The sequence below is a fragment of the Psychrobacillus sp. NPDC096389 genome (assembly GCF_044762855.1).
In the GTDB taxonomy this organism is placed as follows: Bacteria; Bacillota; Bacilli; order Bacillales_A; family Planococcaceae; genus Psychrobacillus.
In genome coordinates, this window is record NZ_JBIWFB010000008.1 from 110767 (window position 1) to 136246 (window position 25480).

18 protein-coding genes and 1 riboswitch are annotated in these 25480 nt (G+C 37.1%); of the genes, 17 read left to right on the forward strand and 1 reads right to left on the reverse strand.

The window, feature by feature from the left end:
• Window positions 1-1282 precede the first annotated feature (1282 nt).
• From ACIQ38_RS17880 to ACIQ38_RS17895, 4 genes are all read left to right on the forward strand, one after another.
• Window positions 1283-2680 carry an NCS1 family transporter gene (locus tag ACIQ38_RS17880; protein ID WP_402826140.1) on the forward strand — a complete coding sequence of 466 codons (1398 nt, stop codon included), beginning with the start codon at window positions 1283-1285 and terminating at the stop codon, window positions 2678-2680.
• Between the two features lie 342 nt (window positions 2681-3022).
• Window positions 3023-4492, forward strand: coding sequence for an allantoin permease (gene allW, locus ACIQ38_RS17885; RefSeq protein WP_402826142.1), 1470 nt, complete (start codon window positions 3023-3025; stop codon window positions 4490-4492).
• A 69-nt stretch (window positions 4493-4561) separates the two neighbouring features.
• Entirely contained in the window at window positions 4562-5917 is a 1356-nt protein-coding gene (gene allB, locus ACIQ38_RS17890; protein ID WP_402826145.1) for an allantoinase AllB, read from the forward strand.
• 75 nt (window positions 5918-5992) lie between these two features.
• The gene (locus ACIQ38_RS17895) at window positions 5993-7333 is read left to right on the forward strand and encodes an allantoinase (protein ID WP_402826148.1); all 1341 of its coding nucleotides are present in this window, start codon (window positions 5993-5995) and stop codon (window positions 7331-7333) included.
• A 66-nt stretch (window positions 7334-7399) separates the two neighbouring features.
• Here ACIQ38_RS17895 and ACIQ38_RS17900 read toward each other — a convergent pair whose 3' ends face one another.
• A complete protein-coding gene (locus tag ACIQ38_RS17900; protein WP_402826150.1) occupies window positions 7400-9058 on the reverse strand; it encodes a PucR family transcriptional regulator in 1659 nt (552 codons plus the stop codon).
• A gap of 612 nt (window positions 9059-9670) precedes the next feature.
• On the opposite strand from ACIQ38_RS17900, the gene ACIQ38_RS17905 reads away from it, so the two are divergent.
• From ACIQ38_RS17905 to ACIQ38_RS17965, 13 genes are all read left to right on the forward strand, one after another.
• Window positions 9671-11047 (forward strand): uracil/xanthine transporter, encoded by a 1377-nt coding sequence (locus tag ACIQ38_RS17905; protein WP_402826153.1) that lies wholly within the window; start codon window positions 9671-9673, stop codon window positions 11045-11047.
• Between the two features lie 234 nt (window positions 11048-11281).
• Window positions 11282-12541, forward strand: a complete 1260-nt coding sequence (allC, locus tag ACIQ38_RS17910; protein WP_402826156.1) for an allantoate deiminase — start codon at window positions 11282-11284, stop codon at window positions 12539-12541.
• A gap of 55 nt (window positions 12542-12596) precedes the next feature.
• Window positions 12597-13361, forward strand: a complete 765-nt coding sequence (gene allE, locus ACIQ38_RS17915; protein WP_402826159.1) for a (S)-ureidoglycine aminohydrolase — start codon at window positions 12597-12599, stop codon at window positions 13359-13361.
• Window positions 13362-13384: 23 nt separating this feature from the next.
• On the forward strand, window positions 13385-14437 hold the full coding sequence (gene allD, locus ACIQ38_RS17920) for an ureidoglycolate dehydrogenase (RefSeq protein WP_402826162.1): 1053 nt from the start codon (window positions 13385-13387) through the stop codon (window positions 14435-14437).
• Window positions 14438-14485: 48 nt separating this feature from the next.
• Window positions 14486-15535 carry an ureidoglycolate dehydrogenase gene (allD, locus tag ACIQ38_RS17925; protein ID WP_402826163.1) on the forward strand — a complete coding sequence of 350 codons (1050 nt, stop codon included), beginning with the start codon at window positions 14486-14488 and terminating at the stop codon, window positions 15533-15535.
• A gap of 187 nt (window positions 15536-15722) precedes the next feature.
• On the forward strand, window positions 15723-17468 hold the full coding sequence (fdrA, locus tag ACIQ38_RS17930; protein ID WP_402826166.1) for an acyl-CoA synthetase FdrA: 1746 nt from the start codon (window positions 15723-15725) through the stop codon (window positions 17466-17468).
• A gap of 68 nt (window positions 17469-17536) precedes the next feature.
• Window positions 17537-18811, forward strand: coding sequence for a YlbE family protein (locus ACIQ38_RS17935; RefSeq protein ID WP_402826169.1), 1275 nt, complete (start codon window positions 17537-17539; stop codon window positions 18809-18811).
• A gap of 114 nt (window positions 18812-18925) precedes the next feature.
• Window positions 18926-19711 (forward strand): oxamate carbamoyltransferase subunit AllH family protein, encoded by a 786-nt coding sequence (locus ACIQ38_RS17940; RefSeq protein ID WP_402826172.1) that lies wholly within the window; start codon window positions 18926-18928, stop codon window positions 19709-19711.
• A gap of 29 nt (window positions 19712-19740) precedes the next feature.
• A complete protein-coding gene (gene arcC / locus ACIQ38_RS17945) occupies window positions 19741-20676 on the forward strand; it encodes a carbamate kinase (protein ID WP_402826175.1) in 936 nt (311 codons plus the stop codon).
• Between the two features lie 449 nt (window positions 20677-21125).
• Window positions 21126-22370, forward strand: a complete 1245-nt coding sequence (locus ACIQ38_RS17950; RefSeq protein WP_402826178.1) for a Zn-dependent hydrolase — start codon at window positions 21126-21128, stop codon at window positions 22368-22370.
• A 458-nt stretch (window positions 22371-22828) separates the two neighbouring features.
• Window positions 22829-22915, forward strand: a riboswitch (cyclic di-GMP riboswitch).
• 126 nt (window positions 22916-23041) lie between these two features.
• Window positions 23042-23410, forward strand: a complete 369-nt coding sequence (locus ACIQ38_RS17955) for a hypothetical protein (RefSeq protein ID WP_402826181.1) — start codon at window positions 23042-23044, stop codon at window positions 23408-23410.
• Between the two features lie 56 nt (window positions 23411-23466).
• On the forward strand, window positions 23467-24177 hold the full coding sequence (locus ACIQ38_RS17960; protein WP_402826184.1) for a hypothetical protein: 711 nt from the start codon (window positions 23467-23469) through the stop codon (window positions 24175-24177).
• A gap of 54 nt (window positions 24178-24231) precedes the next feature.
• The gene (locus ACIQ38_RS17965) at window positions 24232-25416 is read left to right on the forward strand and encodes a methyl-accepting chemotaxis protein (protein ID WP_402826187.1); all 1185 of its coding nucleotides are present in this window, start codon (window positions 24232-24234) and stop codon (window positions 25414-25416) included.
• Window positions 25417-25480: the final 64 nt, after the last annotated feature.

Genomic DNA, 25480 nt, shown 5'->3' on the forward strand with positions numbered 1-25480 from the left:
AAAGCCCTATTAGGTGGCCGCTAAGATTTTCGCTGCAATCGTACGCTTTCCGCCGGGTAAGCGATGAGCCATCCCCGCCGCTTAGGCGTACGTTGGGATGTCTCATTTTGCTCACTTATCCGGCTGGAGTCGACGCTTGCAGCGAAAATCAATGGAAATCACTTGCTTATTCAATATTTGCTTGCTAATCAGCTTCGAATCTTACAATATATGGTTGAACGAGACAATACCCACCGCCAACGAGATAAACTAGTCTTTGAACACGACAATGTACACCCCGAACGTGACAATAAGTCAGCTGAACACGACAAACTAGTCGAGCAGATGCCGGCCAGGCGAGTTCGGCGGGCTTTTAGGCTTATTATCCCTATAATATGTCGAAATCATAGTCGTCTCAATCTAAGTAAACTCGCTATTGTAAGAAATTAGTTGCTTTCAATGAACGATTTGTTGCCCTAAGCTATTTATTGGGTTAAAGTAACCGAAAAATTGGAGTTGGTTTTATTTTTTGCAAGTCAATACGGAGTAAGTAAGCAAACTCCATTGGATTTACGCAGAAGGCTCATCGCTCACCCTACGGAAAGCGTCCGCCCTGCTGCGTAAATCCCTGCCGACACTTTGTACAACACACTACGATGCATTATCTCTATAATGCGTTTCATTCTATTCAAAATTCCAATTTACAATATCGGGGAAGGAAAAGGTGCTCGAGTGCTTTTCTTCTTTATTTAAGTAGACACCAAAAATATTGGTTTGATATTTATAAATAGAGGGTAGTGAAAACTAACTGTATTGTCGCTCTAGTTTTTTATGGAGCCGTTTTTGAGGTGAGGAAGCCCACTCATTATATGCTGCAAAATCCAGTAGGTCGAAAAAATGTCGGTAAACTTTCACAAGACTCTTTGTAGATTTTGTTAACTATATTGGAAGATTTGTATTTGGTTCTCGATATTTTTATGAAAAAATGTTGTTCAATATGGACAATTGATTGTCCAAATAAGCTGTTATTGTAACAAATGTTATGCACTGTATATAGCGAAGGCTTGTACATTTTGTTTAATAGATATAAAGACCTTCCTAATGTAGCTATGTATAATAAGTATTGTTCTTAAAGAAAACGTTTTCGGATGATAATAACATAATCTTTTGTACTAAAAATTATCTTACTAATTAAAGTGAAAATGTAGTGGGATGATTAAATAGTAACAGATTAAAATTTTATTTATCGTCCAAAATAAACGTAGCTTTAAATACATTACACGATAAAAAAGGAGTATGACATATGTCTACAACAAATGAAAGTTACGATATAAAAGCGTCGCAGATTGAGCATACTACGGCATTGGATGCATCACTACATCCAAAATCCGATCAGGATAGAACCGTCAAACCAAGAGATTATGTTTTCATGTGGATTGGCGATGGGGTTAACATCGGGAATATGACATTAGGAGCAAGTGTAATTATTGCGGGAGTGGCAACGTTAAATATCTTTCAAACAATGTTGGCAGCTCTAATCTCTATTGCGATTATTTCAACTATCTTTGCATTAAATGATCGTCTAGGCTATAAATCAGGTATTCCATACGTTGTACAGCTTAGAATGTCTTTCGGAACAAAAGGAACAGTTATTTCATCATTACTACGCGGTATACCTGCTATTGTTTGGTACGGTATTCAAAGTTGGATTGGTGGTACTGCATTAAATGAGTTTGTAAAGATTATTACAGGTGGATCCTTTGATAATGTTTTTGTATGTTTTGTAGCACTTCAAGTACTTCAGATTGTTATATCACTATTCGGCTTCCATGCGATTAAATGGGTCGAAACGGTTGCATCTATTGTGTTTATGGTAGGACTTATTTATGTTTTTGGAATACTAGTATCTTCATATAGCACGGAAATTACTCAAACATGGGTACAAGCAAAAGGTTCATGGGGACTACCGTTCTTCGGGCTTATTATGGTCTTTTTAGGGAATTATGCAGGGATCTTTGTAAGTGCTGCAGACTATTCTAGAGAGCTGAAAACAGGTATAAGTGATAAGAAACGCGGAGCATTATACTTTGTCCCGATTACTATCTCATATGGTTTTGTTATTGTCATTGGTGCAATGTTAGCTGCTGCAACAGGTATAACGAATCCTGCAATAGCACTTCCAGTTGTAATCGATAATCCTTATATTTCTGCAGGTGTATCACTATTTATCGTTATTACAGTAATTGCGACAAACATGGTTGCGAACGTGGTTCCACCAGCGTATGTTATTACATTACTAACAAAATTAAAATATAAAATTTCTGTTACGATTACGGGATTACTTGCTCTATGTGCATTCCCTTGGTTGCTTGTACAGGAGTCATCAGCTGCAGGTCTTAATATGTTCGTTCTGATCTATTCTGCATTCTTAGGACCAGTTATTTCAATACTTTTAGTTGAATATTATATTTTAAGAAAACAGAGAGTAGAAACTACTGAATTATACAATGAAGAAGGTTCTTATGCCGGATATAATCCAGCAGGTTTACTTGCGATGTTTATCGGAGCAGGCGCTGCATTTATCGAGGTAGAGCTGGCATGGATAATTGGTGTAATTGTAGCGGGAGTAGCTTATTACCTTCTATCGAAATATGCCTTTAAGGGCTCAAGTTTCAAAAAAGGAACAATTTTTGAGAAGTAAAAATATTTCAAAAATACCTCATCGAGAATATGTCTCAATGAGGTATTCTTGTTGTTTGTTTTGAACAAGAGGTTATTTGAAGTGTACAAAATGATACCCTCCGTTATTCAATATATATAATAAAAGTTGATTCTTTTAGTTAACTATACTAAAGAAGATTAGCTTTTTATTTTGTATAATAATGATGTCAACAATTATGGTAATAACGCTACTAAGGGTGACAACAGCAATATATCACATATTGCCGATGAATCCTATTGTTAAATTGAGGACAAGAGTTACTTCAATGAAGGAAACCAAAATTCTCGGGTAGTTATTGGCATCATTATAGGAGGGTATATTTTGAAACATTTCAATAGAGAGAAAGCAACGGCGGCGGGTTATAGTAATGATGTTTTGCCAACGACCGAAGTGGATCGAAATTGGGGCATAGGGAATTTTTTCACAGTATGGATGGGTTCTGTTCATAACATTCCAAACTATGTTGCTATTGGTGGTCTTTTCGCTTTAGGGATGTCAGTGGGGCAAGTCTTCGGGGCTATAATGGTTGCTTCTGTAATCATAGCATTAATGCTAGTTCTGAATGGTCATGCAGGGTCGAAATATGGATTACCATTTGCGATGTTGCTACGTTTATCGTATGGACCAAAAGGAGCGATGATTCCTGGGGTTTTAAGAGGGGTTATTTCGGCAATTATGTGGTTCGGTTTTCAAACGTACGCAGGAAGCCAAGCGTTATCAATTTTAATTGGAAAGCTGTGGCCAACGTATTTAACGTTAGGTGGAGATTGGAACCTATTAGGGTTATCATTACCGGCGTTACTTTCATTTTTAATTTTTTGGTTATTTAATGTTGCTTTAATATATGGGGGAATGGGATTCTTAGGGAAATTTACGAATATCCTTTCACCGCTTGTTTACATTGTTTTTGGAGGAATGGCAATTTGGGCCATTAACTTGGCTGGTGGGATTGGCCCTATTTTAGCGCATACCAGCACGGGAGTCGCGGGAAATAAATTCATTATCTTTGTCGCTGCTATAACAGCAGTGATTGCAGCATGGGCAGCACCGATTGTAAACGTTTCAGATTTCACGAAGTTAGCGAAATCTACGAAAGCTCAAGCAATTGGACAAACTGTCGGAGTAGTTGTGGCATATATTTTATTTGCGGTTGCGAGTATCGCAATTATTGTTGGTTCAGAAATCGCTTTTGGAACACCGATATGGAATGTACTTGATGTTGTGGCACGATTTGACGGGACATTTGCAATCGCTATTTCCGTTCTTACATTATGTTTAACAACGTTATCAGTTAACGTTACGGGAAACATTGTACCTGCTGGATATCAATTGGCGTCTCTATTCCCTAAAAAACTCACTTTCAAGTCAGGTGCAATCCTTGCAGCAATCATTGGGATTCTGACTATGCCGTGGAAATTGATGGAAAGTGCAACGAGTGTATTCACTTTCTTGAATATTGTTGGTGGGATATTAGCGCCGGTTACGGGAATTATGTTAGCTCAATATTTCATCTTATCCAAAAGGAAAATTGACTTAAATGCATTATATGATGCCAAAAAGGGTAAGTACCATTATACAAAGGGTTTCAATATAAATGCGATTGTCACCACAATTATTGCAGGTGTTGTTTGTTTAATTGGCAATTTCGTACCCTTTTTAAAACCGCTTTATGATATGTCTTGGTTTGTAGGGATCATTACAGCTTTTATCCTTTATACTGTGCTTGAATCTGTGCATTTAAAAGGGAATTTGTTAGAAAAAACTCCAGAATTAAATGAGGAGAATAGGTAACTTAAGAAGTGAACGATCTGATCTTTGGGAAAAAGTAAGTTAAAAATGGTAGTTGAGAGGGGAATTCAAATGATTTTTGATTTAGTTATTAAAGGTGGAAATGTTGTATTACGTGATGGTGTTTATAAATTGGATATCGGGATTAAAGACGAAAAAATCTCTTGTATTGCTGAACAGATTACGGATGAGGCGAAAGAGGTTATTGACGCAACTGGACAATATGTTATGCCGGGAATGATCGATACTCATGTCCACATTAGCGAACCTGGACGTACAGAGTGGGAAGGTTTTGAAACAGGTTCAAAATCTCTAGCTGCTGGAGGAACGACTAGTTATGTGGAAATGCCACTAAATGCACTACCAGCAACTATCAATAAAGAAGCATTAGATCTTAAATTGGAAGCCGCTGTTAACCAAAACTACGTTGACTACGCATTTTACGGTGGGCTCGTACCTGAGAATCTAGATAACCTAAAAGAATTGGCTGACGCTGGTGTTCTTGCTTTCAAATGCTTCTTATCCGATATTACAAGTGACATTCCGGAAGACTTCGTAAATGTGGATGATTACACACTATACAAAGGAATGCAAAAGTTAGCTGAGTTAGATCAAATTCTATGTATCCATGCAGAAAATGCATCTGTTACATCTGGACTTGCTAAAGAATATGAGCGAGAAGGCAAAAATTCAGGAGTAGAATATGCAGAATCACGTCCTATTTTTACGGAAGTAGAAGCTGTGTCGCGTGCGATTCTTTTTGCTAGAGAAACTGGTTGTAAATTGCATCTTGTTCATATTAGTACTTCAGAGGCAATACAGACTATCTTGAAAGCACGTGCAGAAGGTGTAGATGTAACAGTTGAATCATGCCCACATTATTTTGCCTTTACTGCTGAGCAAGTTGATGAAATTGGTCCTAGAGCAAAATGTCAACCTCCAATTAGAAAAGCAGAAGATCAAGCAAGATTATGGGACGAGCTTCTAAACGGGAATATCGACTGGTTAACGTCTGACCATTCGCCTTGTACGGAGGACCTAAAGCAAGGAAATCTGTGGGAAGCTTGGGGCGGAATTAGCGGTGCCCAAAACAACGTAGATCTTATGTTTGACTTGGCTGTTAAACAACGTGGATTAGCTGTTCATAAATTTGTTGACTTAATTGCAACGAATCCATCTGAACGTTTTAACATTCCACATAAAGGTGAAATTGCTGTTTCAAAAGATGCAGATATTATTTTAGTAGACCCTAACCAATCATATACAGTTAAAAGAGAAGACCTTTATTATAAAAACAAACATAGTGCATATGAAGGTAGAAAAATTGACTGTCGTGTAACTAAAACAATCGTTCGTGGAAACGTCGTATTCGATTTAGAAAAGGGTATTGTTGGAGAACCGGTTGGAAAGTTAATTTCTGCTAACTAAATAGTTAGTCTAGTCCCGTTGTCATTGTCTTGCTTGACAATGGCGATGGGAAATACATGCTTGGAGGAATGAAAGATGACTACATACGATTTAATCATTAAAAACGGAAAAATTGTTACAGCGGAATCTATTATTCAAGGGGATATTGCGATTAAAGACGGCAAAATCACAGAAGTTGGTCAATCACTTCAAGGTTCAGCTGATCGAGTAATCGATGCAGAGGGTCTTCATGTTTTACCTGGTTTAATAGATACGCATGTCCATTTTAATGAGCCTGGAAGAACTGAATGGGAAGGGCTTGAAACAGGAAGCCGAAGCTTAGCTGCTGGTGGAGTTACAACGTTCTTCGATATGCCATTAAACAGTACACCGCCAACGATCAACAAAGAAAACCTGGATCTAAAAAAGGCTTGTGCAGATGAAAAATCCATTGTAAATCCTCGTTACTGGGGCGGACTTGTTCCTGAAAATATTGCAGATTTAAAAGAACTACATGAGAATGGTGTCATCGGATTTAAAGCGTTTATGTCACCGAGCGGTATCGCTGATTTCAATCATGTGGACGACGAAACGATTTTCAAAGGAATGAAAGAAATTGCTTCTCTTGGATCTCGTCTTGCTGTTCACGCTGAAAGCACAGTTATTTGTGATCAGCTTGCGGATGAAAAGCAAAAGCAAGGTAAAACGACTGCAAGAGATTTCGTTGAATCAAGACCAATCATTTCTGAAATTGAAGCTGTAAGAAGAATTATCTCTTATGCAGAAGCAACTGGCTGTAAAGTCCATGTTGTCCATGCAAGTAGTAGAAAAGTTGTTGAAGTTATTCAAGCTGCAAAAGATAGAGGCGTTGATATTACTGTTGAAACTTGCGCGCATTATTTAGCTTTAACAGTAAAAGACTTAGAAGAAAAAGGTGGATTGGCGAAATGCTGTCCTCCGTTACGTGATGAAGATGAAGTAGAAGATTTATGGGTTGCGGTTGCAAATGGAGAGATTAATGTAATTGCATCTGACCATTCTCCAGCTCCGGCTTCTATGAAAACAATAACAGATAACTATTTTGAAGGTTGGGGCGGAATCTCCGGTGCTCAATCAACATTAAACGTTATGTTAACAGAAGGGTATTTCAAACGAAACCTGCCTTTAGAAAAAATTGTGGCTTTAACTGCGACAAACCCAGCGAAATTATTTGGGCTTGATAGCAAAGGAACAATTGCTAAAGGATTCGATGCTGATATAACGCTTGTAAATTTAGAAGAAAGCTTTGAACTTAAAAATGAAGACTTATTCTATCGTCACCAACATTCACCTTATGTAGGTATGACGTTTAAAGGGAAAGTTAAATCAACAATTGTAGCTGGTGAAGTTGTATTTGAAAATGGAGAAATTACAGCTTCTAAAAAAGTGAATGCATAATTAAAGAAATCCCAAACCAAATTAGGTTTGGGATTTTTTGTCGCTATGGAACTAGCCATGCACTTCTCATTGGCTAAATGTTTCATCGTCTTCTTTTAGTATGGAACCGATGATAAGGGCTACGCGAATTCGCAAAGAGTCAACCGGATCGCGGAGGGAACAGTTAAGTACTTCCTCCGTTTTTGCTATTCGATATTTCACAGTATTGCGATGAACGAATAACTTTCTAGCTGTTTCCGAAAACTCACATTGGGCATCTAAGTAAACTTGAATCGTTTTGATTAGTTCCTGATCTTCCTTTGTTTTTGGATAGGCTAATGATTTTAGTGTAGTTTCATAAAGGGCTTTTAAGTCTTTACGAGGAAGGGATTTTAGCAATTCTTCCAAGTCTCTTGTTTTGTAATACTTGATAAATCCTTTTAAGCTTTGTTCATATCCTGTTAATATCGCCTCTACAGCTTCATAATAAGCAGTAGGTATTTCTTTAAGCGATGGAACTGAATGACTTACTCCGAAAGATAGAGTGAAGTCTCCATGAAAATTTGCTTGAACATTTTCTATAAAATTTGTAATCGTATTTATTTCTTCGTCTGTATATTTTGAGAATTGTAAAATCATGGCAAAGTACTTTCCTTTAGTAAATAAAGTAGCTTTAAAATTTTCATTTATAATCTCATCTTCTAGCTGATCGTACACACTATTATGCAACTCTCCAACTTTTTTTTCGTAAAGTTGCAATGTTTCATATATTTCCCCTTGTGCATCGATTGTGCATACTACACAGACGTTCTCCATTCCCTTTTGAAGCCCGTAATAATTCGAACGGCTAAAAATTTCTTCGTCGGAATGGATTTTCATTTCGATTAAATCAGCAAAGAAGTTATTCTTTAACAATCGCGAGTTTTCTTCGATTGCTTGCTCTTTTATGATTGTAAACGAAATGACATTGCCTGCTTGCTCAATTGCCATTTGGGAAGAAGGGTAAGGTAAGGTGAGTGAATCGAAAATGACGAGCATACTTGGGTATTGACGTTTTGTTTGGACTGGAAAAGTCGAAATGGTTTGATGTTCCCTTGATGGGATTGAAAACGTCGTCCCTTCTCGTGCAATAGATAAATCTTCCTTCACTTTCTGAAGGATTTCTTGTTTAATCTCTTGCATGGATCCTTTTGCAAAATCATGACTTTGAGCAATCTTTTCCCCTCTATGATTCAATAAAAGGGCTGGGCGAGCCAAAAGATAGCCTAATTGTTCTATTAGAGCACTTAAACTGTATCCTTTGATAAGCATATTCGAAAACTCTCTTTGCACATGCAAAGCATAATACAATTGTTCTGCCTCATGATCATTCAAATAATTCAAAATATGGCGGGAAACTTCCCCCAATGTATGATTAGTCGGTAAATCAATAATTGGAAATGCAAGATCATCAGCTAATAATTTTACTTCGGATGGCAACTGATGAAAGAAGCGATTAATTTTGATAACAAGGCCAGAGCAATTCATAGCATGCATTTGTCGGATTAACTCGCAGAATTTCTCTGTATCATCCTTAAATGCATATCCAGTTGAAAGAAGGAGATGGTTTGCAGCTAAAAAATTGATCACGTCAGGCGTATCGGATATATTTACGGATTGTACATTTCTTGTTAGACCACGATGGCCTGCTAGTACAACAGATTCCTTCATGCCTTCCAATATAAATAAATCATTTATGGTCTTCATGCGAATACCCTCTCTATTTAAAGATTTCCATAAGAAAAATTTCTCTTGCTTCTATGCCGTTTATTTTACGTTAAAAGTAAACAAAAATCAAAGCATAAATTAGTCATATTAAACAATGACAATTTTAATCGATAGCTGTAGACTAGAATAGATAAAGGTTAAAAGTAAAAGGATAGTGCCAACCAGTATTTTTAGACTCATCGTCATCCTAGGAAGATGTACCAGTTCTAGATAAATTGGAAGGGTTGAAAAACTTTGTCCGCAATCATGAAGGCTTAGAAACAAAAAGTCTTGGAGTATTGTGCCGACAGAGGATTTGTGCTGTCTTTTTAGCGTTAGTGTGGAACGAACTAAACATTTTTACAACAGCTAAAACATATTTGGCAGAACATGACTGAAGAGCCCAGACGATATTGCGTAGAAATTTCTTCTTTAAGAGAAACAAAACAAGTTTCGTTCATATCTTCTTCGGGTATGCGGTATGTAGTGGACAAACAGCAATTTGCAAGAAGTCCGTGAAGAGATGAAGGGATTTGATTATTCATCTGCTTTGCTTACATTCGTAGGTGTTCTAATAGATATCAAGCTTGCTGTTTATTCATAAAAGAAAAGGTGATTGTTATTAACGAGTTATTAAAATCAAGCAACTGGATTTCAGGGTTACAGTGGCTCTTTTTTATTTTTACAAACATAGTTGTTATTCCGATAACTGTCGGATCGGCTTTTGAACTTTCGCCGGGTACAATTGTCAATATGCTTCAACTTTCCTTTATCGTGACAGGATTGGCATGTATCGTTCAAGCGTTTTTAGGGCATAAGCGGGCCATCATGGAAGGGCAATCCGGACTATGGTGGGGTGTAATTTTAACGCTATGTTCTACAGCTGTGGCGCAAGGAATGCCTTTACCGATTTTAGGCGGTAGTTTAACTGTTGGAATTATCATAACGTCGATTTTGACTTTTTTAATTGGTATAACAGGTTTGGGACCTCGTATAGCCAAGTTATTTAAACCTGCCGTAATGGGCGTATTTATGTTTTTATTTGGATGTCAATTAATTGGTATCTTTTTAAAAGGGATGCTAGGCATTCCATTTGGTAACCAAGCTAAGGATGCGCATATTGATGTGGCCGTTTCTTTGTTATCGATCGTTATAGCGATTATTGTCATTGTGATTAGTGTAAAGGCGCCTTCAAGTGTTCGACGTTATGGTTTACTTATAGGAATTATCGGTGGTTGGATTATTTATGCGCTTATCTTCAAACCGGAAAATCCTGTTAGTGAAGCTACATCGTTTGGTCTTGAGCTATTTCCATTAGGGAAACCTGCATGGGACATAGGAATTATTATGACGACAGTGATCGCAGGATTGTTAAACTCTGCAAATACATTTGGTGCGTTAAAAGGAACGGAAAGCATGTATCAGGTGGAAACGACTAAATCGGAATACAGAGCTTCCTTTACAATTACAGGTATTTTCACTTTTATCGCAGGAATTTTTGGGCTAGTTCCAAATTCACCTTACGTATCTTCTATTGGTTTCTTAAGTCAGACAGGAATTATAAAAAGAATTCCATTTGTTCTTGGAGGATTTATGTTCTTGGTGATGGGTCTTATACCACCGATTGGTCACTTTTTCTCGCAGCTTCCTTTAAGTATTGGTAGTGCAGCATTATTTGTATCTTATTTACTTCTATTAAATTCTTCCTTGAATTTCTTTAAACAGGTTGAATTTAATACAGTCAATGTATATCGTTCGGCTGTTCCGTTATTTGTAGGTGTAGTTATTATGACCTTGCCTGCTACTTATTTCGTTACTATTCCAAGTGTAATTCGTCCAGTGCTGAGCAGTGGGTTACTAGTGGGAATCATCATAGCTCTAATATTAGAGAACCTTTTCAAATGGGACCTTTATGGTAATGAAGGCAAGGGTGAACAAAAGGATATAGCGAACACGGTTACTGATACAACTGATTTACAAACAAAGTGACGAATACGATGATTTATAACATAAATATAATATAGCTAAAACGGATAAATAGAATATCTATATTTATCTAAAAGTGCTAAAGACTATTTTAAGTGCAAGGTTTAAAATGTAGAGTGTAGCAATAAGTTAATGAAAGACAATTCGGTGCATACTATCCCCATGTATTACAAACAATAGAAGCGTTACCAAACTAATTATAGAAATTACATAGCGCAGAAAAGGATGGTGAAATAGGTGAACGAAGTAAAAGATATAGTACAACAGCTTGATAATTTAGCTGAAGAAACAGCTGGCAAGCTTGAATGGTTAGGTGGATTTGGAAAAGATCCAGAAGGCGGAGTTTCTCGTTTACTCTATACAAAAGAGTGGGTTGAAGGTCAGCACGCTTTAAAAGAATGGATGGAAAACGAAGGTCTAGAAGCTAGATTTGATGAAATAGGAAATTTATACGGGACGTTAACAGGGAAAAACACTAACGAAACTGTTTTGACTGGTTCCCATGTGGATACTGTAACAAATGGCGGCCGTTTTGACGGCGCATATGGAATTGTCGCTGGAATTATTGCATTGAAATATTTGAAAAAACATTTTGGTCAACCAGTAAGAAACATCGAAATCGTATCGATGGCTGAAGAAGAAGGAAGCCGATTCCCTTACTCATTTTGGGGTTCCAAAAACATTGTTGGCTTAGCTAAACGTGAAGAGATGGAAAGCATCAAAGACTTCGACGGAATTCCATTTGTGGAAGCGATGAAAAATGCAGGATTTGGTTTCACTGAAGAATCAAAAGGTCCTCGCAAAGATTTAAAAGCTTTCGTAGAAGTTCATGTAGAGCAAGGAAGCGTTTTAGAAACGGAAAAAATAGCAATTGGTGTAGTAAACAACATTGTTGGGCAAAGACGGTATACGGTAGAAATAACAGGTGAAGCTAATCATGCAGGTACAACGCCAATGGGTTATCGTAAAGATGCTGTTTTTGCGGCGAGCCAAATGATTCATGAAATTATTTCGATGGCGAGAAAAACCGGAGATCCACTTGTGACAACAGTTGGTAAATTCGAAGCTTATCCTAACATCGTGAATGTCGTTCCAGGAAAAGTTATTTTCACAATTGACGTTCGTCATACTGATAAAGAAGCCATTATTTCTTTCACAGAACAAATGACGGCAAGAATGCAAGACATTTCTAAAGAACATGAAGTGGAAATGGATATCGATATGTGGATGGATGAAGATCCAGTTCCAATGGATCAAAAGGTTGTTGAACTAATCGAAAAACAATGTAAACAAAATGGTCTTAATTATAAAGTAATGCATAGCGGTGCAGGACATGATTCTCAAATATTTGCTCCTGTCGTACCAACAGCAATGCTGTTTGTTCCTAGTTTGAAAGGGATCAGCCATAATCCAGCTGAATTTACAGAGCCAGCAGATTTAGCTGAAGGTGTGAAAGCACTTATTGGTGCACTTTACGAATTGGGCTATAAAGAATAACATTGTGTATTTGATGTACTTATAAAAATAAAGGTAAACAAAGGAGAATGTAACAATGGGTTATCCAAAAGACTTACTTTCAAGCAGATCTATTATCAAGCCAGGTCAATATGCACTAATCGCTCCAGAGGGGTTAGTAAATAACGTGATTCCTGGATTTGAAAATTGCAGAATTTCGATTTTAGGTTCACCAAAACTTGGTGCAAGCTTTGTTGACTATGTAGTTACCATGCACGAAGGTGGAAAAAACAGTGAAGGTTACTGTGGTGAAGAAGATGTACAATGCTTTGTTTATGTTCTAAGCGGTAAAGTGAAGGCAAAAGCGGATGACCAAGAATTTGTCTTAGAAGAAAGTGGATACTTATATTGCCCACCTGGCGTAACAATGTACTTGGAAAATATGGAATCAGGTGATTCTAAACTATTCCTTTACAAACAAAAACATAATCCATTAGAAGGTCGCAAGCCTTGGGTTGTTTCAGGTCACGCGAATGCTATTGAGTATGCTGACTATGACGATATGCATAATGTACATCTTAAAGATCTATTACCATTAGATCTTGCTTTCGACATGAACTTCCACATTCTTTCATTTGACCCGGCAGCTAGCCACCCATTTGTTGAAACACATTACCAAGGACATGGTGCTTACCTATTATCAGGTGAAGGTATGTATAACCTTGATAATGAATGGATTCCAGTCAAAAAAGATGATTACATTTTTATGGCTCCTTATGTGCATCAAGCAGCTTACGCCGTTGGAAGAGAACCATTGACTTATGTTTACTCAAAAGACTGTAATCGTGACCCAGAACTATAATTTGGAATTTATGAGGTGTCAATATGAGAATCACAAGAGAAGACTTAAAAAGTCTAATCAAAACAAAGCTAAATAAGGCTGGACTTAAAGAAGATCATGCAGAACAAGCAGCAGAAGTACTTGTATTTGCAGACGAAAGAGGGATTCATTCCCACGGTGCGATGCGTGTAGATTATTATGCAGAGCGAATTGCTAAAGGCGGGATTAATACAAACCCTGATTTTAGATTTGAAAAAACAGGTCCTTGTTCAGGTACTTTCCATGCGGATGGCGGAAACGGACATACAGCTGCCAAGTTAGCAATGGATGAGGCCATTAAAATGGCGAAGGAAAATGGTATTGCTATCGTTGGAGTAAGTAATATGTCTCACAGTGGTGCAATTTCTTACTTTACCCATCAAGCAGCAGAAGCAAATTTGATCGGGCTTACAGTTTGCCAATCCGATCCGATGGTTGTTCCATTTGGGGGAGCGGAGCCTTACTATGGTACAAATCCAATTGCTTTTGCAGCACCAAGTTCTGAAGAAGGAAAACATATAACTTTAGATATGGCAACAACTGTTCAGGCTTGGGGAAAAATTCTTCATGCAAGATCAAAGCATGAGTCTATTCCTGATACATGGGCAGTAGATAAAAATGGCGAACCAACAACAGATCCTTTTAATGTGAATGCATTATTGCCGATTTCTGGACCTAAAGGTTACGGCCTAATGATGATGGTTGATGTATTATCTGGTATTTTACTTGGGCTTCCATTCGGAAACAAAGTATCTTCTATGTATGAAGATTTAACAGAATACCGTAAATTAGGGCAACTTCATATCGTTATTAATCCGGAATTCTTCGGTGCGATTAACCAGTTCAAGAAAGATATTTCTCAAACAATGGATGATTTAAATCAAATCAAACCTGCACCAGGATTTTCAAAAGTATTATACCCTGGTCAAAATAATGATGTTGTAATAGAGGAATATAAGCAAAAGGGAATTGAAATCGTAGATGATATATATGAATATTTAGTATCTGATACTATTCATTACAACAAATACGATCATAAAGATCCGTTTGCTAAGTAGTTTTTTACAGTAAAAATGGGTAAAGACGAATTTAAAGGGTGATGAGGAATGAGATTATCAAAAGAGCAATTGCATGAGTTAATTTCTAAAAAGCTTCATAAGGCAGGACTAACGGAAGATCATGCTTCTGGAGTTGCAGATGTACTTGTCCATGCTGATGCAAGAGGTGTTCATTCTCATGGAGCAATGCGTGTTGAGTATTATGCTGAACGTATTGCTAAAGGTGGACTTAATAACAACCCTGATTTTAAATTTGAAAAAACAGGTCCTTGTTCAGCGATATTTGACGGTGATAATGGCGTTGGACACGTTGGGGCGAAATTGGCTATGGATGAAGCGATTAAAATGGCCAAGGAAAATGGAATTGCTGTAGTAGGGGTAAGAAGAATTGGTCATAGTGGTGCCCTTTCTTATTTTGTTCAGCAAGCGGCAGATGCCGATTTAGTTGGTATTTCTGTATGTCAGTCTGACCCAATGGTTGTTCCATTTGGTGGAGCAGAACCTTATTATGGAACGAATCCACTTGCGTTTGCTGCACCAGGAAAAGACGGTAAACATATTACTTTCGATATGGCAACTACTGTACAGGCTTGGGGGAAAATTCTCCATGCAAGATCGAAGAACGAACCAATTCCTGATACGTGGGCAGTTGACAGCAACGGGGAATCAACGACAGATCCATTTAAAGTAAATGCTTTGTTACCGATTGCTGGACCAAAGGGATATGGACTAATGATGATGGTTGACGTGCTTTCCGGTATTCTGTTAGGTCTACCATTTGGAAACAAAGTATCTTCTATGTATCATGATTTAACTGAAGGGCGAAATCTAGGCCAACTTCACATTGTTATTAATCCGGAATTTTTCACTGGACTAGGTTCTTTTAAAGAAGCTATATCTCAAACAATGCAAGACTTGAATGAGATTAAACCAGCTCCAGGATATGACCAAGTATACTATCCAGGACAAAGAAGTGCTGAAAGAGAAGAAGCATATGAAAAAGACGGCATTGAAATTGTTGATCATATTTATGAGTATTTGATTTCAGATGTTGTTCATAATAATGCTTATGATCATAAAAGCCCATTTGCAAAATAGTAAAACGCTGTACAGAAGGGCGGCTTAAAAGACGGTCGCCCTTCTTGAATGGCATACAATAAATATACCAATATAATATTTGGGATTTTTATTTGTGTGTATTGCAATATTACAATTATTTACGAATGTAGTAATTGTAGAAGTCATTCTTAGGTAAGTAAAAAAAGAAGAAGAGGTGCATTCAAACATGCTTTATACAATTGTTAAACAGAATTCTTATCAGGATTCAGTTAATTTAATGCTTCTTACGAATAAAATCTCCACTATGGAAGGCATTAATAAAGTTCAAATTATGATGGGAACTCCTGCTAATAAAGATATTTTAAAAGCAGCTGGTCTATATACAGACGAACTTGAAGGTGCTGCTTCAAATGATATGTGTATCGTTGTTGATACTGACTCAGAAGAGAAAATCCAAGAGGTTCTTGATGAAACAGACAGCTATTTAAGCAACCAAGCAATCTCAGCAGGTAAAGAAACTTTCGAAACTGTTCGTTCTTGGGATAAAGCGACAAATGCATTACCAGGTGCGAATCTAGCAATTATTTCAACACCAGGTCAATATGCAGCAGAAGAAGCTGAAAAAGCAATTGATAGAGATATGCACGTTCTTATTTTCAGTGATAACGTAACAGTTGAAGATGAGCGTCGCATTAAAGAAAAAGCACATGAAAAAGGACTACTTGTAATGGGTCCTGACTGTGGTACAGCAGTAATTTCAGGAGTACCTCTTGCATTTGCAAACGTTATGAAAACTGGAAAAATTGGTGTAATCGGAGCTTCTGGAACAGGTATTCAAGAAGTTACAACTGAAATCGACCGTTTAGGTGCTGGAGTTAGTCATGCAATCGGTACTGGTGGTCGTGACCTTTCTGAAAAAATCGGTGCGATTACAATGTTAGATGGTATTAAAGCATTAGCACAACATAGCCAAACAGAAGTCATTACATTAATCTCAAAACCACCTGCAAAAGAAGTGCGTGATGAGGTTGTTCAATTACTTCAAAGCATTTCTAAACCGGTTGTTGCAATTTTCCTTGGTGAAGAGCCACATAACCATGAAGGCAATGTTTATTATGCTAACACACTTGAAGAAACAGCTGCGATTGCTGTTGATCTTGTTAAAGGTAACGCTATTAAGCCTACTTACAACAAGTTACAAGATGAAGTACCTGCTGTAAACTTAAAGCCAGAGCAAAAAACAATCAAAGGTCTATACTCAGGCGGTACATTAGGTTACGAAGCTGCTACTTTGATTAGTAGTGGTATTAACTATGATAATAGTGGTGCTCACGAGGAAGGATACCTTCTTAATGCAAATGGATTTGAAGTGATCGACCTTGGTGATGATATTTATACACAAGGTAAACCACACCCAATGATCGACCCAGATACAAGAATTCAATACTTCCAAAAAGCTGCACAAGATGAGTCAACTGCAGTTATCCTATTTGACCTTGTTCTTGGATATGGTTCTCATGATGATATGGCGGGTGCACTTATCCCTGGCATCGAAAAAATCCAAAAAGACTCACAAGCAAAAGGTAAAGAGATTTACTTCGTAGCATCTGTATGTGGTACTGACCAAGATCCACAAGGCCTTGATGAGCAAAAAGCAAAATTGGCAGAAGCTGGAGTTATTTTACGAGATAGTAATAACCAAGCGGTTCTTACTGCATTAGCTATGCTTGATATTCAAATCGAAGAAGTACAAAAAGAAGTAGTTCCTGCAAAAGAAACTGCAACAGTTGAAATTTCTGTTTCAGAAGCTATCCAAAAATTATTAACTGAAAAACCAAACGTAGTTAACGTGGGATTAAAGAAATTCACAGAAGCAATTACTGCTAATGGCGGAAGAGTTGTTCAATATGACTGGCGTCCAGTTGCTGGCGGCAACCAAAGATTGCGTCAAGTTTTAAGTGTACTTCGTTAGTCAAAAGAATTTATTTAAACTTCAGGTCATAGAAATACACGACCTATGAATTTTTAGGAGGAAGCATAATGTACGGACAATTTAAAACAATTGATGAAGCAAACAGAGCCGTTATTGATAAAATTGTATCAGGCGCACCATTTTTAGTGGATGTTGTTCCAGCTAAATCTGTTATTAAAGAATTAAATGAGAAAGTATTACTTCATGCAGGACCACCGATTAAATGGGAAAACATGACAAGCCCAATGCAAGGATCTTGTGTAGGAGCTACATTATTTGAAGGCTGGGCAGCTAACGCTGATGAAGCATTTAAAATGCTTGAAAATGGAGAAATTAAATTCATTCCATGTCACCATGTGAACGCTGTTGGTCCAATGGGTGGAATTACATCTGGAAGCATGCCAGTTCTTGTTGTAGAAAACCGTGATGGCGGAAATAGAGCATATTGCACAATGAATGAAGGTATTGGTGCAGTTCTACGTTTTGGTGCCTACTCTGAAGATGTAATTAACCGTCTTGGATGGTTCAGAGATGTACTTGGACCTGTTATTTCTAAAGCACTTAAAGTAAAAGGCGATGGTTTAAACGTAAACGTTGCGATGGCAAAAGCAATTACAATGGGTGATGAATTCCACCAACGTAATATTGCTGGGTCACTTATTTTCTTAAAAGACATCGTTCCATACATTTTACAAACAGATGCAGATGATAAAGACAAGCAAGCTGTTATCCAATTCTTAGCTGATACAGACCAATTCTTCTTGAATATTGCGATGGCAACTACTAAAGCAGTAATGGATACAGCACGTGAAATCCAACATGGTACTGTTGTAACAGCAATGTGCCGTAACGGTCATGAATTCGGAATCCGTATTGCTGGTATGGGCGACCAATGGTTTACAGCACCAGTTAATACACCTCAAGGGTTATTCTTCACAGGATACGATCAAGATATGGCTTGTCCTGATATGGGTGACAGTGCTATTACTGAAACATACGGTGTAGGTGGTTTTGCAATGATCGCTGCTCCTGGTGTTACACGCTTCGTAGGTGCTGGTGGTATGGACGACGCTGTAACTACAAGTAACGATATGATGGAAATTTGTATTGATCATAACCCTAACTTCTCTATTCCAACTTGGGACTTCAAAGGATCTGCCCTAGGAATTGACGCAAGAAAAGTTGTTGAAACTGGAATCGAACCAATTATCAACACAGGTATTGCACACAAAGAAGCTGGAGTTGGTCAAATCGGTGCAGGTACAGTTCGTGCTCCATTAGCTTGCTTTGAACAAGCAATTGATGCATACGCTGTAAAACTTGGTTTAATCGACCCTCAATAAATGTATAATTGCACTCTTTTTGGAGAGGACTATAGTTATCTAGTTCCTCTCCTTCTTTATCAAAATGAAAATGGACACGTTCATAGCCGCTTTGCTAATGGCTTTAACATTAAAATGGGCGATTCCCTTGTATTTATAGGGAATAAGAAGAACGGTCTTCTGCCATTTGGAATTCATTTAAGAGAAGAAGATATTTTTACTGCCGTTTCCTCTGTCAACAATGGAGATTCAGTTACTTGGAATAGAAGTACAAACTCCATCGAATTACCAGGTGTAACAATCAGTATTGAAAAAAGCAAAAGCTTTAAAAATGAATTAACTACATTAAAAAGTGAAACTATTTTTAAAGATAGTTTCCAACGTTTTTCTTTGCAGTTAATTGAAATAGAAGACCGAACTGGATTGGATATTTCTTTTAAAGAATTTTTAAAGAAATATTATGCATCTGACGAACAAAACTGGCTTGGTGCAGAAAGCTATTTGAACATGTTAATGGAAGCAGCAGAGTCGAGCGATAAAGGTTTAATGGAGAAAGTGCTTAGATACTTTCTCGGTAGAGGACAAGGCTTAACTCCTTCGGGAGATGATATGATTGTCGGGCTACTTGCCTTTGATGCTGTTTCCCATTTTCTTTCCGCTAGCTTTTATGAAAAAGTTTCCGAACTGATTGAAGGCGAATCGATTACAACCGATGTGGCAAGAGAATATTTACGGTATGCACTTAAACAGAAATTTAGCTCGACTGTTTCCAATATGGTCAATGCACTTGCTGACGGGGATGCTACTAATTTTAAGAAAGTCTTTCACGACTTAATTGGAGTTGGGCACAGTTCAGGTTTGGATACGATATTAGGTATTCTTCTTGGAATGCTTACTTTTAAGAAACAAAATAACCATTGAAATAAATTAAAAAGTTGGAGTGTGTTTATATGAGTAAAGTCGTTCTAGCGATTGGCGGGAATGCAATCATTAAAGAAGGTCAAGTAGGTACTATTGAAGAACAGCAACAAAATATCATGGAAAGCTCTGAGCCAGTTCTTGCATTAATGGAACAAGGTCACACAGTTGTGATTACTCACGGAAATGGCCCACAAGTTGGTAATACATTAATCAGAGGAGAAATGGCTAAATCAGTTATTCCCGAGTATCCTTTAGATGTATATGGTGCTGAAACGCAAGGTAACTTAGGATATTTAATCCAACAAACTTTTAAAAATAAAATGACGGAACGTAATATCAATAAAACAATTGCTACAGTTGTAACTCAATCAGTTGTTTCAAGTGATGATCCTGCTTTCCAAAGCCCAACAAAACCAATTGGTCCATTCTACTCTAAAGAAGATATGGAGAAAATTGTTGCAGAGCGTAACTTAACATTTGTTGAAGATGCAGGTCGTGGATATAGACGTGTTGTTGCATCTCCAAAACCAGTTAGAATCGTTGAAAAAGAAGCAATTGAAACATTGCTTAACAACGGTATTTCTGTTATTTCCACTGGTGGCGGCGGAATTCCTGTAATTGAAAATAACGGGAAAATCGAAGGTATTGAAGCTGTAATCGATAAAGACTTCGCGAGTGCATTACTTGCAGCTGATATTAGCGCTGATTATTTATTCATCTTAACTGGTGTTGAACAAGTAGCGATTAATTTCGGTAAACCAAACCAAGAAAATCTATTAGAAATGACGATCGATGATGCACTTCGTTATTTAGACGAAGGTCAATTCCCTAAAGGAAGCATGGGACCAAAAATTGAAGCTGCGATTCTATTCCTTCAAAAAGGCGGAAAGAACGTGATCATTACTTCAATTGATAAACTTGAAGATGCAATTGAAGGAAAAACTGGTACACGTATCGTAATGTAAGTTCAATATATCAATTACGCCTCGGCGTAATTGCGTCCAGATTTTTTTCGAGCTCGCTCGAAAAGCTCCTCTAAAAAATCTGTGACATCCGCCGGAGGCTTTATCTTCGTTCAGCCGGATTTTGAAAACCCGCTGAACAGGAAAACAAAACCGCATTCATCTCGCCACCTATAGTGGTGAGAGTCTTCTGCTGAATGAAGATATATTTTGTCTGTCTATCACTACTTTCTATACAGAATGTAGCGGTAGGCAGTATTTTTATTTTTGCACATAAAGTCCCCGTATTATCTTTTCATCTAGTACTTAACTGCAATTAGCAGTATAATAAAGTTTTATTAATAATAAATTAGTTAACTATGTTCATGTTTTTTATACTTACATGATTAGCGACCTAAATACTCTGAAAATTTATAATAAGTAGAATCCACGAGGAGATGGGAGATATCTATATGAATAGTAAGGAAAGATATCAAATACTTTTTAATAAAATCAATCAATATAATTCAGGCGTTAAAGGAATGACAAGAGTTGCCTATACAAATGAAGAACAGGCGTGTACACAAGCGTTTATGCGAATGTGTAAAGATGAAGGATTAGATATCCGAATAGATCCATGTGGAAACGCAATAGGGAGAAGAGAAGGTAGAATAAAGGGACTTCCACCTATATTAATGGGATCGCATTTGGATACTGTTTATCAAGGCGGAAAGTATGACGGGGTAGTCGGAGTTACCGCTGCATTGGAAGTTATTAAACGACTCAATGAAAAAGGAATTGAAACAGATCATCCAATTGAAATTATTTCATTTGCCTGTGAGGAGTCTTCCAGATTCGGTGTTTCCACTTTAGGAAGCAAGGCGATGGCCGGGACATTTGATAAGGAGAAAGTTAGGCATTTAAAAGACCGACATGGGGTTACATTGGAAGAGGCCCTTTCTTTATGTGCACTTGAAATTGACAGTATTGAACAGGCAAGTAGGACAGACGAGGATATAAAAGCTTTTTTTGAATTGCATGTAGAGCAAGGTCCAGTACTAGAAAATGAAAATAAAAAGATTGGTATTGTTACTGGAATCGCGGCTCCGGTTAGATTTTCGATAAGAATAGTAGGAACCCCTTCACATTCCGGAACAACACCGATGAATATGCGAAATGATGCGCTTCTTGGAGCGTCACAAATAGCATTGGAACTTGAAAAAATTGCATTAAATGAACAAAGTTATGGAACGGTTGCTACTGTAGGAGTATTAGATATCCCAGCGGCGGCAATGAACGTAGTGCCTGGGGAAGTAGAAATCAAAGTGGATATCCGAGGGACTTCATTAGAATCGCGACAGCGCGTGTTAGATCATCTAAATCAAACGATTGAATTAGTAAAAAGAAACAGGCAGTTAGAAATCCTTAGTCAAGAAATAATCTCCGAGGAACCAGTATTACTGTCTACTGAAATTACTAATACAATGGAAATGATTTGTAAGGAACAGGATATACCATTTAAAACAATGCCAAGTGGAGCGGGCCATGATGCGATGAACATGGTAAAGCTATGCCCTACTGGACTTATCTTTGTTCCATCTGTAGATGGTCTTAGTCACCACCCTGATGAATATACCGATCATGACGATATATTAATAGGTATTGATGTGTTAGAGAAAGTTGTTATCCATTATGCTAAAATGGATTCGAAAATTTAGGGAAATAGGTGAGTGAGTATATAGTTCTCACCTCAATAAATAAGTAATGATAGAACCACTTCTCAAAATTAGAGAGGTGGTTATTTTTTGCTTTGGATAAAAATAAGTGATTGAACGAGACAATATAAACTGCGAACTCGACAAAATAGTCGTACAGATGCTGGCTAGACAAGTTCAGTGGGCTTTTAGGCATATTACTCCTATAATATGCGACATCCTCTTAATATTAATCATCCAACTCCTAAATCTGTCTATCCTTCTCGTAGTCTTCATTTATCTAAAGCATTTACAATCAATTTAGAAGATATAATATTGGGAAAATTCAATACATAGTGATAATAGTCCTATAATAATTTTCTGTTTTTTTAAACAAATAATACTAGTATCGACAAAAAATGATAAGTTCTTTATACTGTTATAGTGGTATGTAGTTATGATATTAGTACTATTATACCTATAATTGAAAAAGGCAAACTTATCGAAAGGTAAGGACGCAAAGCTACGAGTCTAAAATCCTCTTGGATAATGATAGTCGGGTTGCCAAGAGTAATAACGAACGATTCTTTGGCTATCCCTATCTAGAATAGGGATAGCTTTTATTTTAGACACCCGAATAAATAAGCAAAATTCACCTTTGCAGTATAGCAGACTATAGGAAAAGGAGATTAGAAATGATAGTTGTAGATAAAAGGAAATATAAGATGGCAATTAATGATGTTGCGAAGGAAGTTCAAGTACAAGTACATGGATTAATGAGAGCAGAAGACGCAGAAGGGTATTTGATTGATTTACAGGATACGATTAATAAAGTATCAAGACAAGAATACACATTTGTTATCGACGGGACTCACCAAACTCCAGTACCATCAAAAGTTGTACCACAGTTGGAGCAAACGATGCAATTTTATTCTAGCTTAGGTTTTAAAGATATCCTTGTAGTAAAGCCTGCTTCTAAAATTGCTCAAGTGCAAATTAGAAATGTACTTGAAAGAATTGAATTCACAGGTACATTTATCGATAAAGTACGTCACTCTATGTAATGTTAGGTTCAATAGAAAGAGATTTTAATTTTATAATTTGGAAGGAAGATCAATAAGTGCAAATAACACAAGAGTTGTATACTTATGAGATTATAACGAAGGAACAAACAGATGTAATTCAGAAGGCAGCTGCCTGTCTAGCTCGTTCATTTATTGGAGTAAATGTTTCGGGAAAATGGGTTCAGGAACCAATGGTAGGACAATTAAATTTAGATTATGATGACTTCTATCATTTTACATTAGGTTATTTAGAATCTACTGTAGAGCAAGGTTATTGCGCAGTCGCTCAAGATATTCATCAAAATGTTGTTGGTGTGCTTGCTGGAGATACAAATGCACCAGAGATTATCGGAGAAGATGTATTTGAAGGTTCTTTTTATGATATGAATGTAATTCTACGTGTACTGGAAGATGTAGATAAACGTTTTATGGAGGATTATAAAAAGCGACACGGTAAAGATATTCAAGATGGAGAGTTATTACACCTATTCATGTTAGGAGTGACAGCTGAACATGGCCGCCACGAGATTATTCAGCAATTAGGAAGTAGATTAATGACAAAGGCATCGTCGCAAGGGGTGAAGGCTGTTCTAGGGGAAGCAACAAACCCGAAGTCGATACGTGTAATGGAAAAATATCATAATATGAAAAAATATATAGATTTAGAAGGAAATTATATTGTTCATAAATATCAGGAAAATAATAAGTTAAATGGTATTCCTGCAAATATAGCAGATGGAACGTATATCCTTTTGAAGGAGCTTTAAACTGTTCATCATTACTAATTCAATACTAAATAAGGGTTAGGAGATTTATTTATCATGGAAGCTATTATGCTAGGTATAATTGTTGTCTTAATAGGGGTCTCGGTGTATTTTGCTTACCGTTATTATTCGCTAAAACATCATCCTCATATTAATAAAGAAATAATAAATGGAATGAAAGAATTATCAGCAGGTAATATCACAAGCCCAGTGGACGAAAAAAGTGCTGATTATGCTATTTTTAATCAGCTGATTGCGTTTTTCAGCCTTGTAAGGGAAAAGTTTTTTTCATTTTCAAAAAACGTTCAAGAAAAGGGAGAAAACCTAGCGGAGATCGGTGAATATGCTTCTGAGAAAGCGGATATTGTTAGAGCGGCAATTGATGAAGTAGGTAGAGGATTACAAAAACAATTAATAGCTACCGAAGAAAGTGCCGAATCAATGGAAGAAATGGCACAAGCTATTGAAGATTTATCTGTAAGATCCAATCAAATCTCAGAGCAATCGATCACTACTTTAGAATTGACCGAAGAAGGAAACGATAAGCTAAAGAATTCCTTAGAAAAAATGGAGCAGTTTAACCAAACGATCAATACCACATTTGATGCAATAAACAAACTTGGAGAAAAGTCTCACGAAATCGGTACTATTGTAAAAGTGATTACAGGGATATCTGAACAAATTAATTTATTGGCATTGAATGCGGCAATTGAAGCTGCCCGTGCAGGGGAACATGGGAAAGGATTTGCGGTTGTTGCTGATGAGGTAAGGAAATTGGCCGAACAATCACGCCAGTCTTCTTCTGAAGTATCAAATATTGTAAAGAACATACAAGAAGAAACAGATATAGTTGTTAAGTCAATGCGACAGGGAACAGAAGAATTTAAAGATACAAATTCGACTATTGTAGAAGTTGGAACTATGTTTGATACCATTCTATCTACTACAAAAATCATTGCGGAAAACAATGAAAACTCGTCTGCGAGTACAGAAGAACTATCTTCCGCTTCCCACCAGATAATGACAACAATTGTTGAGATAGCTTCTATCTCTCGAGAATCTGTTGAAATGTTTGAGGAACTAATAGAGATTAGTGATGATGAACTGCAAACAATGCAAAAGCTTGTTCAAGAAGCAGAGAATCTTGTGGAGTTAAAAAATGATGTTAACAAATTGGTATATGCATGGAATGATGGTATAAAAACAGCAGAAGCTAAAGAGGGTCAAAGTGCTGCACAATAAGGCTTAGGCTGATAAATATAAGAGTGCTTCTTATAGGTTGATCCAACTTGTGGGAAGCATCTTT

Excerpts from the sequence above, each read along its gene's own strand:
- allB (WP_402826145.1), top strand. The coding sequence starts at position 4,562 with ATGATTTTTGATTTAGTTATTAAAGGTGGAAATGTTGTATTACGTGAT.
- ACIQ38_RS17940 (WP_402826172.1), top strand. The coding sequence starts at position 18,926 with ATGGGCGATTCCCTTGTATTTATAGGGAATAAGAAGAACGGTCTTCTG.
- ACIQ38_RS17955 (WP_402826181.1), top strand. The coding sequence starts at position 23,042 with ATGATAGTTGTAGATAAAAGGAAATATAAGATGGCAATTAATGATGTT.
- allD (WP_402826163.1), top strand. The coding sequence starts at position 14,486 with ATGAGATTATCAAAAGAGCAATTGCATGAGTTAATTTCTAAAAAGCTT.
- fdrA (WP_402826166.1), top strand. The coding sequence starts at position 15,723 with ATGCTTTATACAATTGTTAAACAGAATTCTTATCAGGATTCAGTTAAT.
- ACIQ38_RS17950 (WP_402826178.1), top strand. The coding sequence starts at position 21,126 with ATGAATAGTAAGGAAAGATATCAAATACTTTTTAATAAAATCAATCAA.
- allD (WP_402826162.1), top strand. The coding sequence starts at position 13,385 with ATGAGAATCACAAGAGAAGACTTAAAAAGTCTAATCAAAACAAAGCTA.
- ACIQ38_RS17965 (WP_402826187.1), top strand. The coding sequence starts at position 24,232 with ATGGAAGCTATTATGCTAGGTATAATTGTTGTCTTAATAGGGGTCTCG.
- ACIQ38_RS17895 (WP_402826148.1), top strand. The coding sequence starts at position 5,993 with ATGACTACATACGATTTAATCATTAAAAACGGAAAAATTGTTACAGCG.
- ACIQ38_RS17900 (WP_402826150.1), bottom strand. The coding sequence starts at position 9,058 with ATGAAGACCATAAATGATTTATTTATATTGGAAGGCATGAAGGAATCT.
- ACIQ38_RS17935 (WP_402826169.1), top strand. The coding sequence starts at position 17,537 with ATGTACGGACAATTTAAAACAATTGATGAAGCAAACAGAGCCGTTATT.
- arcC (WP_402826175.1), top strand. The coding sequence starts at position 19,741 with ATGAGTAAAGTCGTTCTAGCGATTGGCGGGAATGCAATCATTAAAGAA.
- ACIQ38_RS17880 (WP_402826140.1), top strand. The coding sequence starts at position 1,283 with ATGTCTACAACAAATGAAAGTTACGATATAAAAGCGTCGCAGATTGAG.
- allE (WP_402826159.1), top strand. The coding sequence starts at position 12,597 with ATGGGTTATCCAAAAGACTTACTTTCAAGCAGATCTATTATCAAGCCA.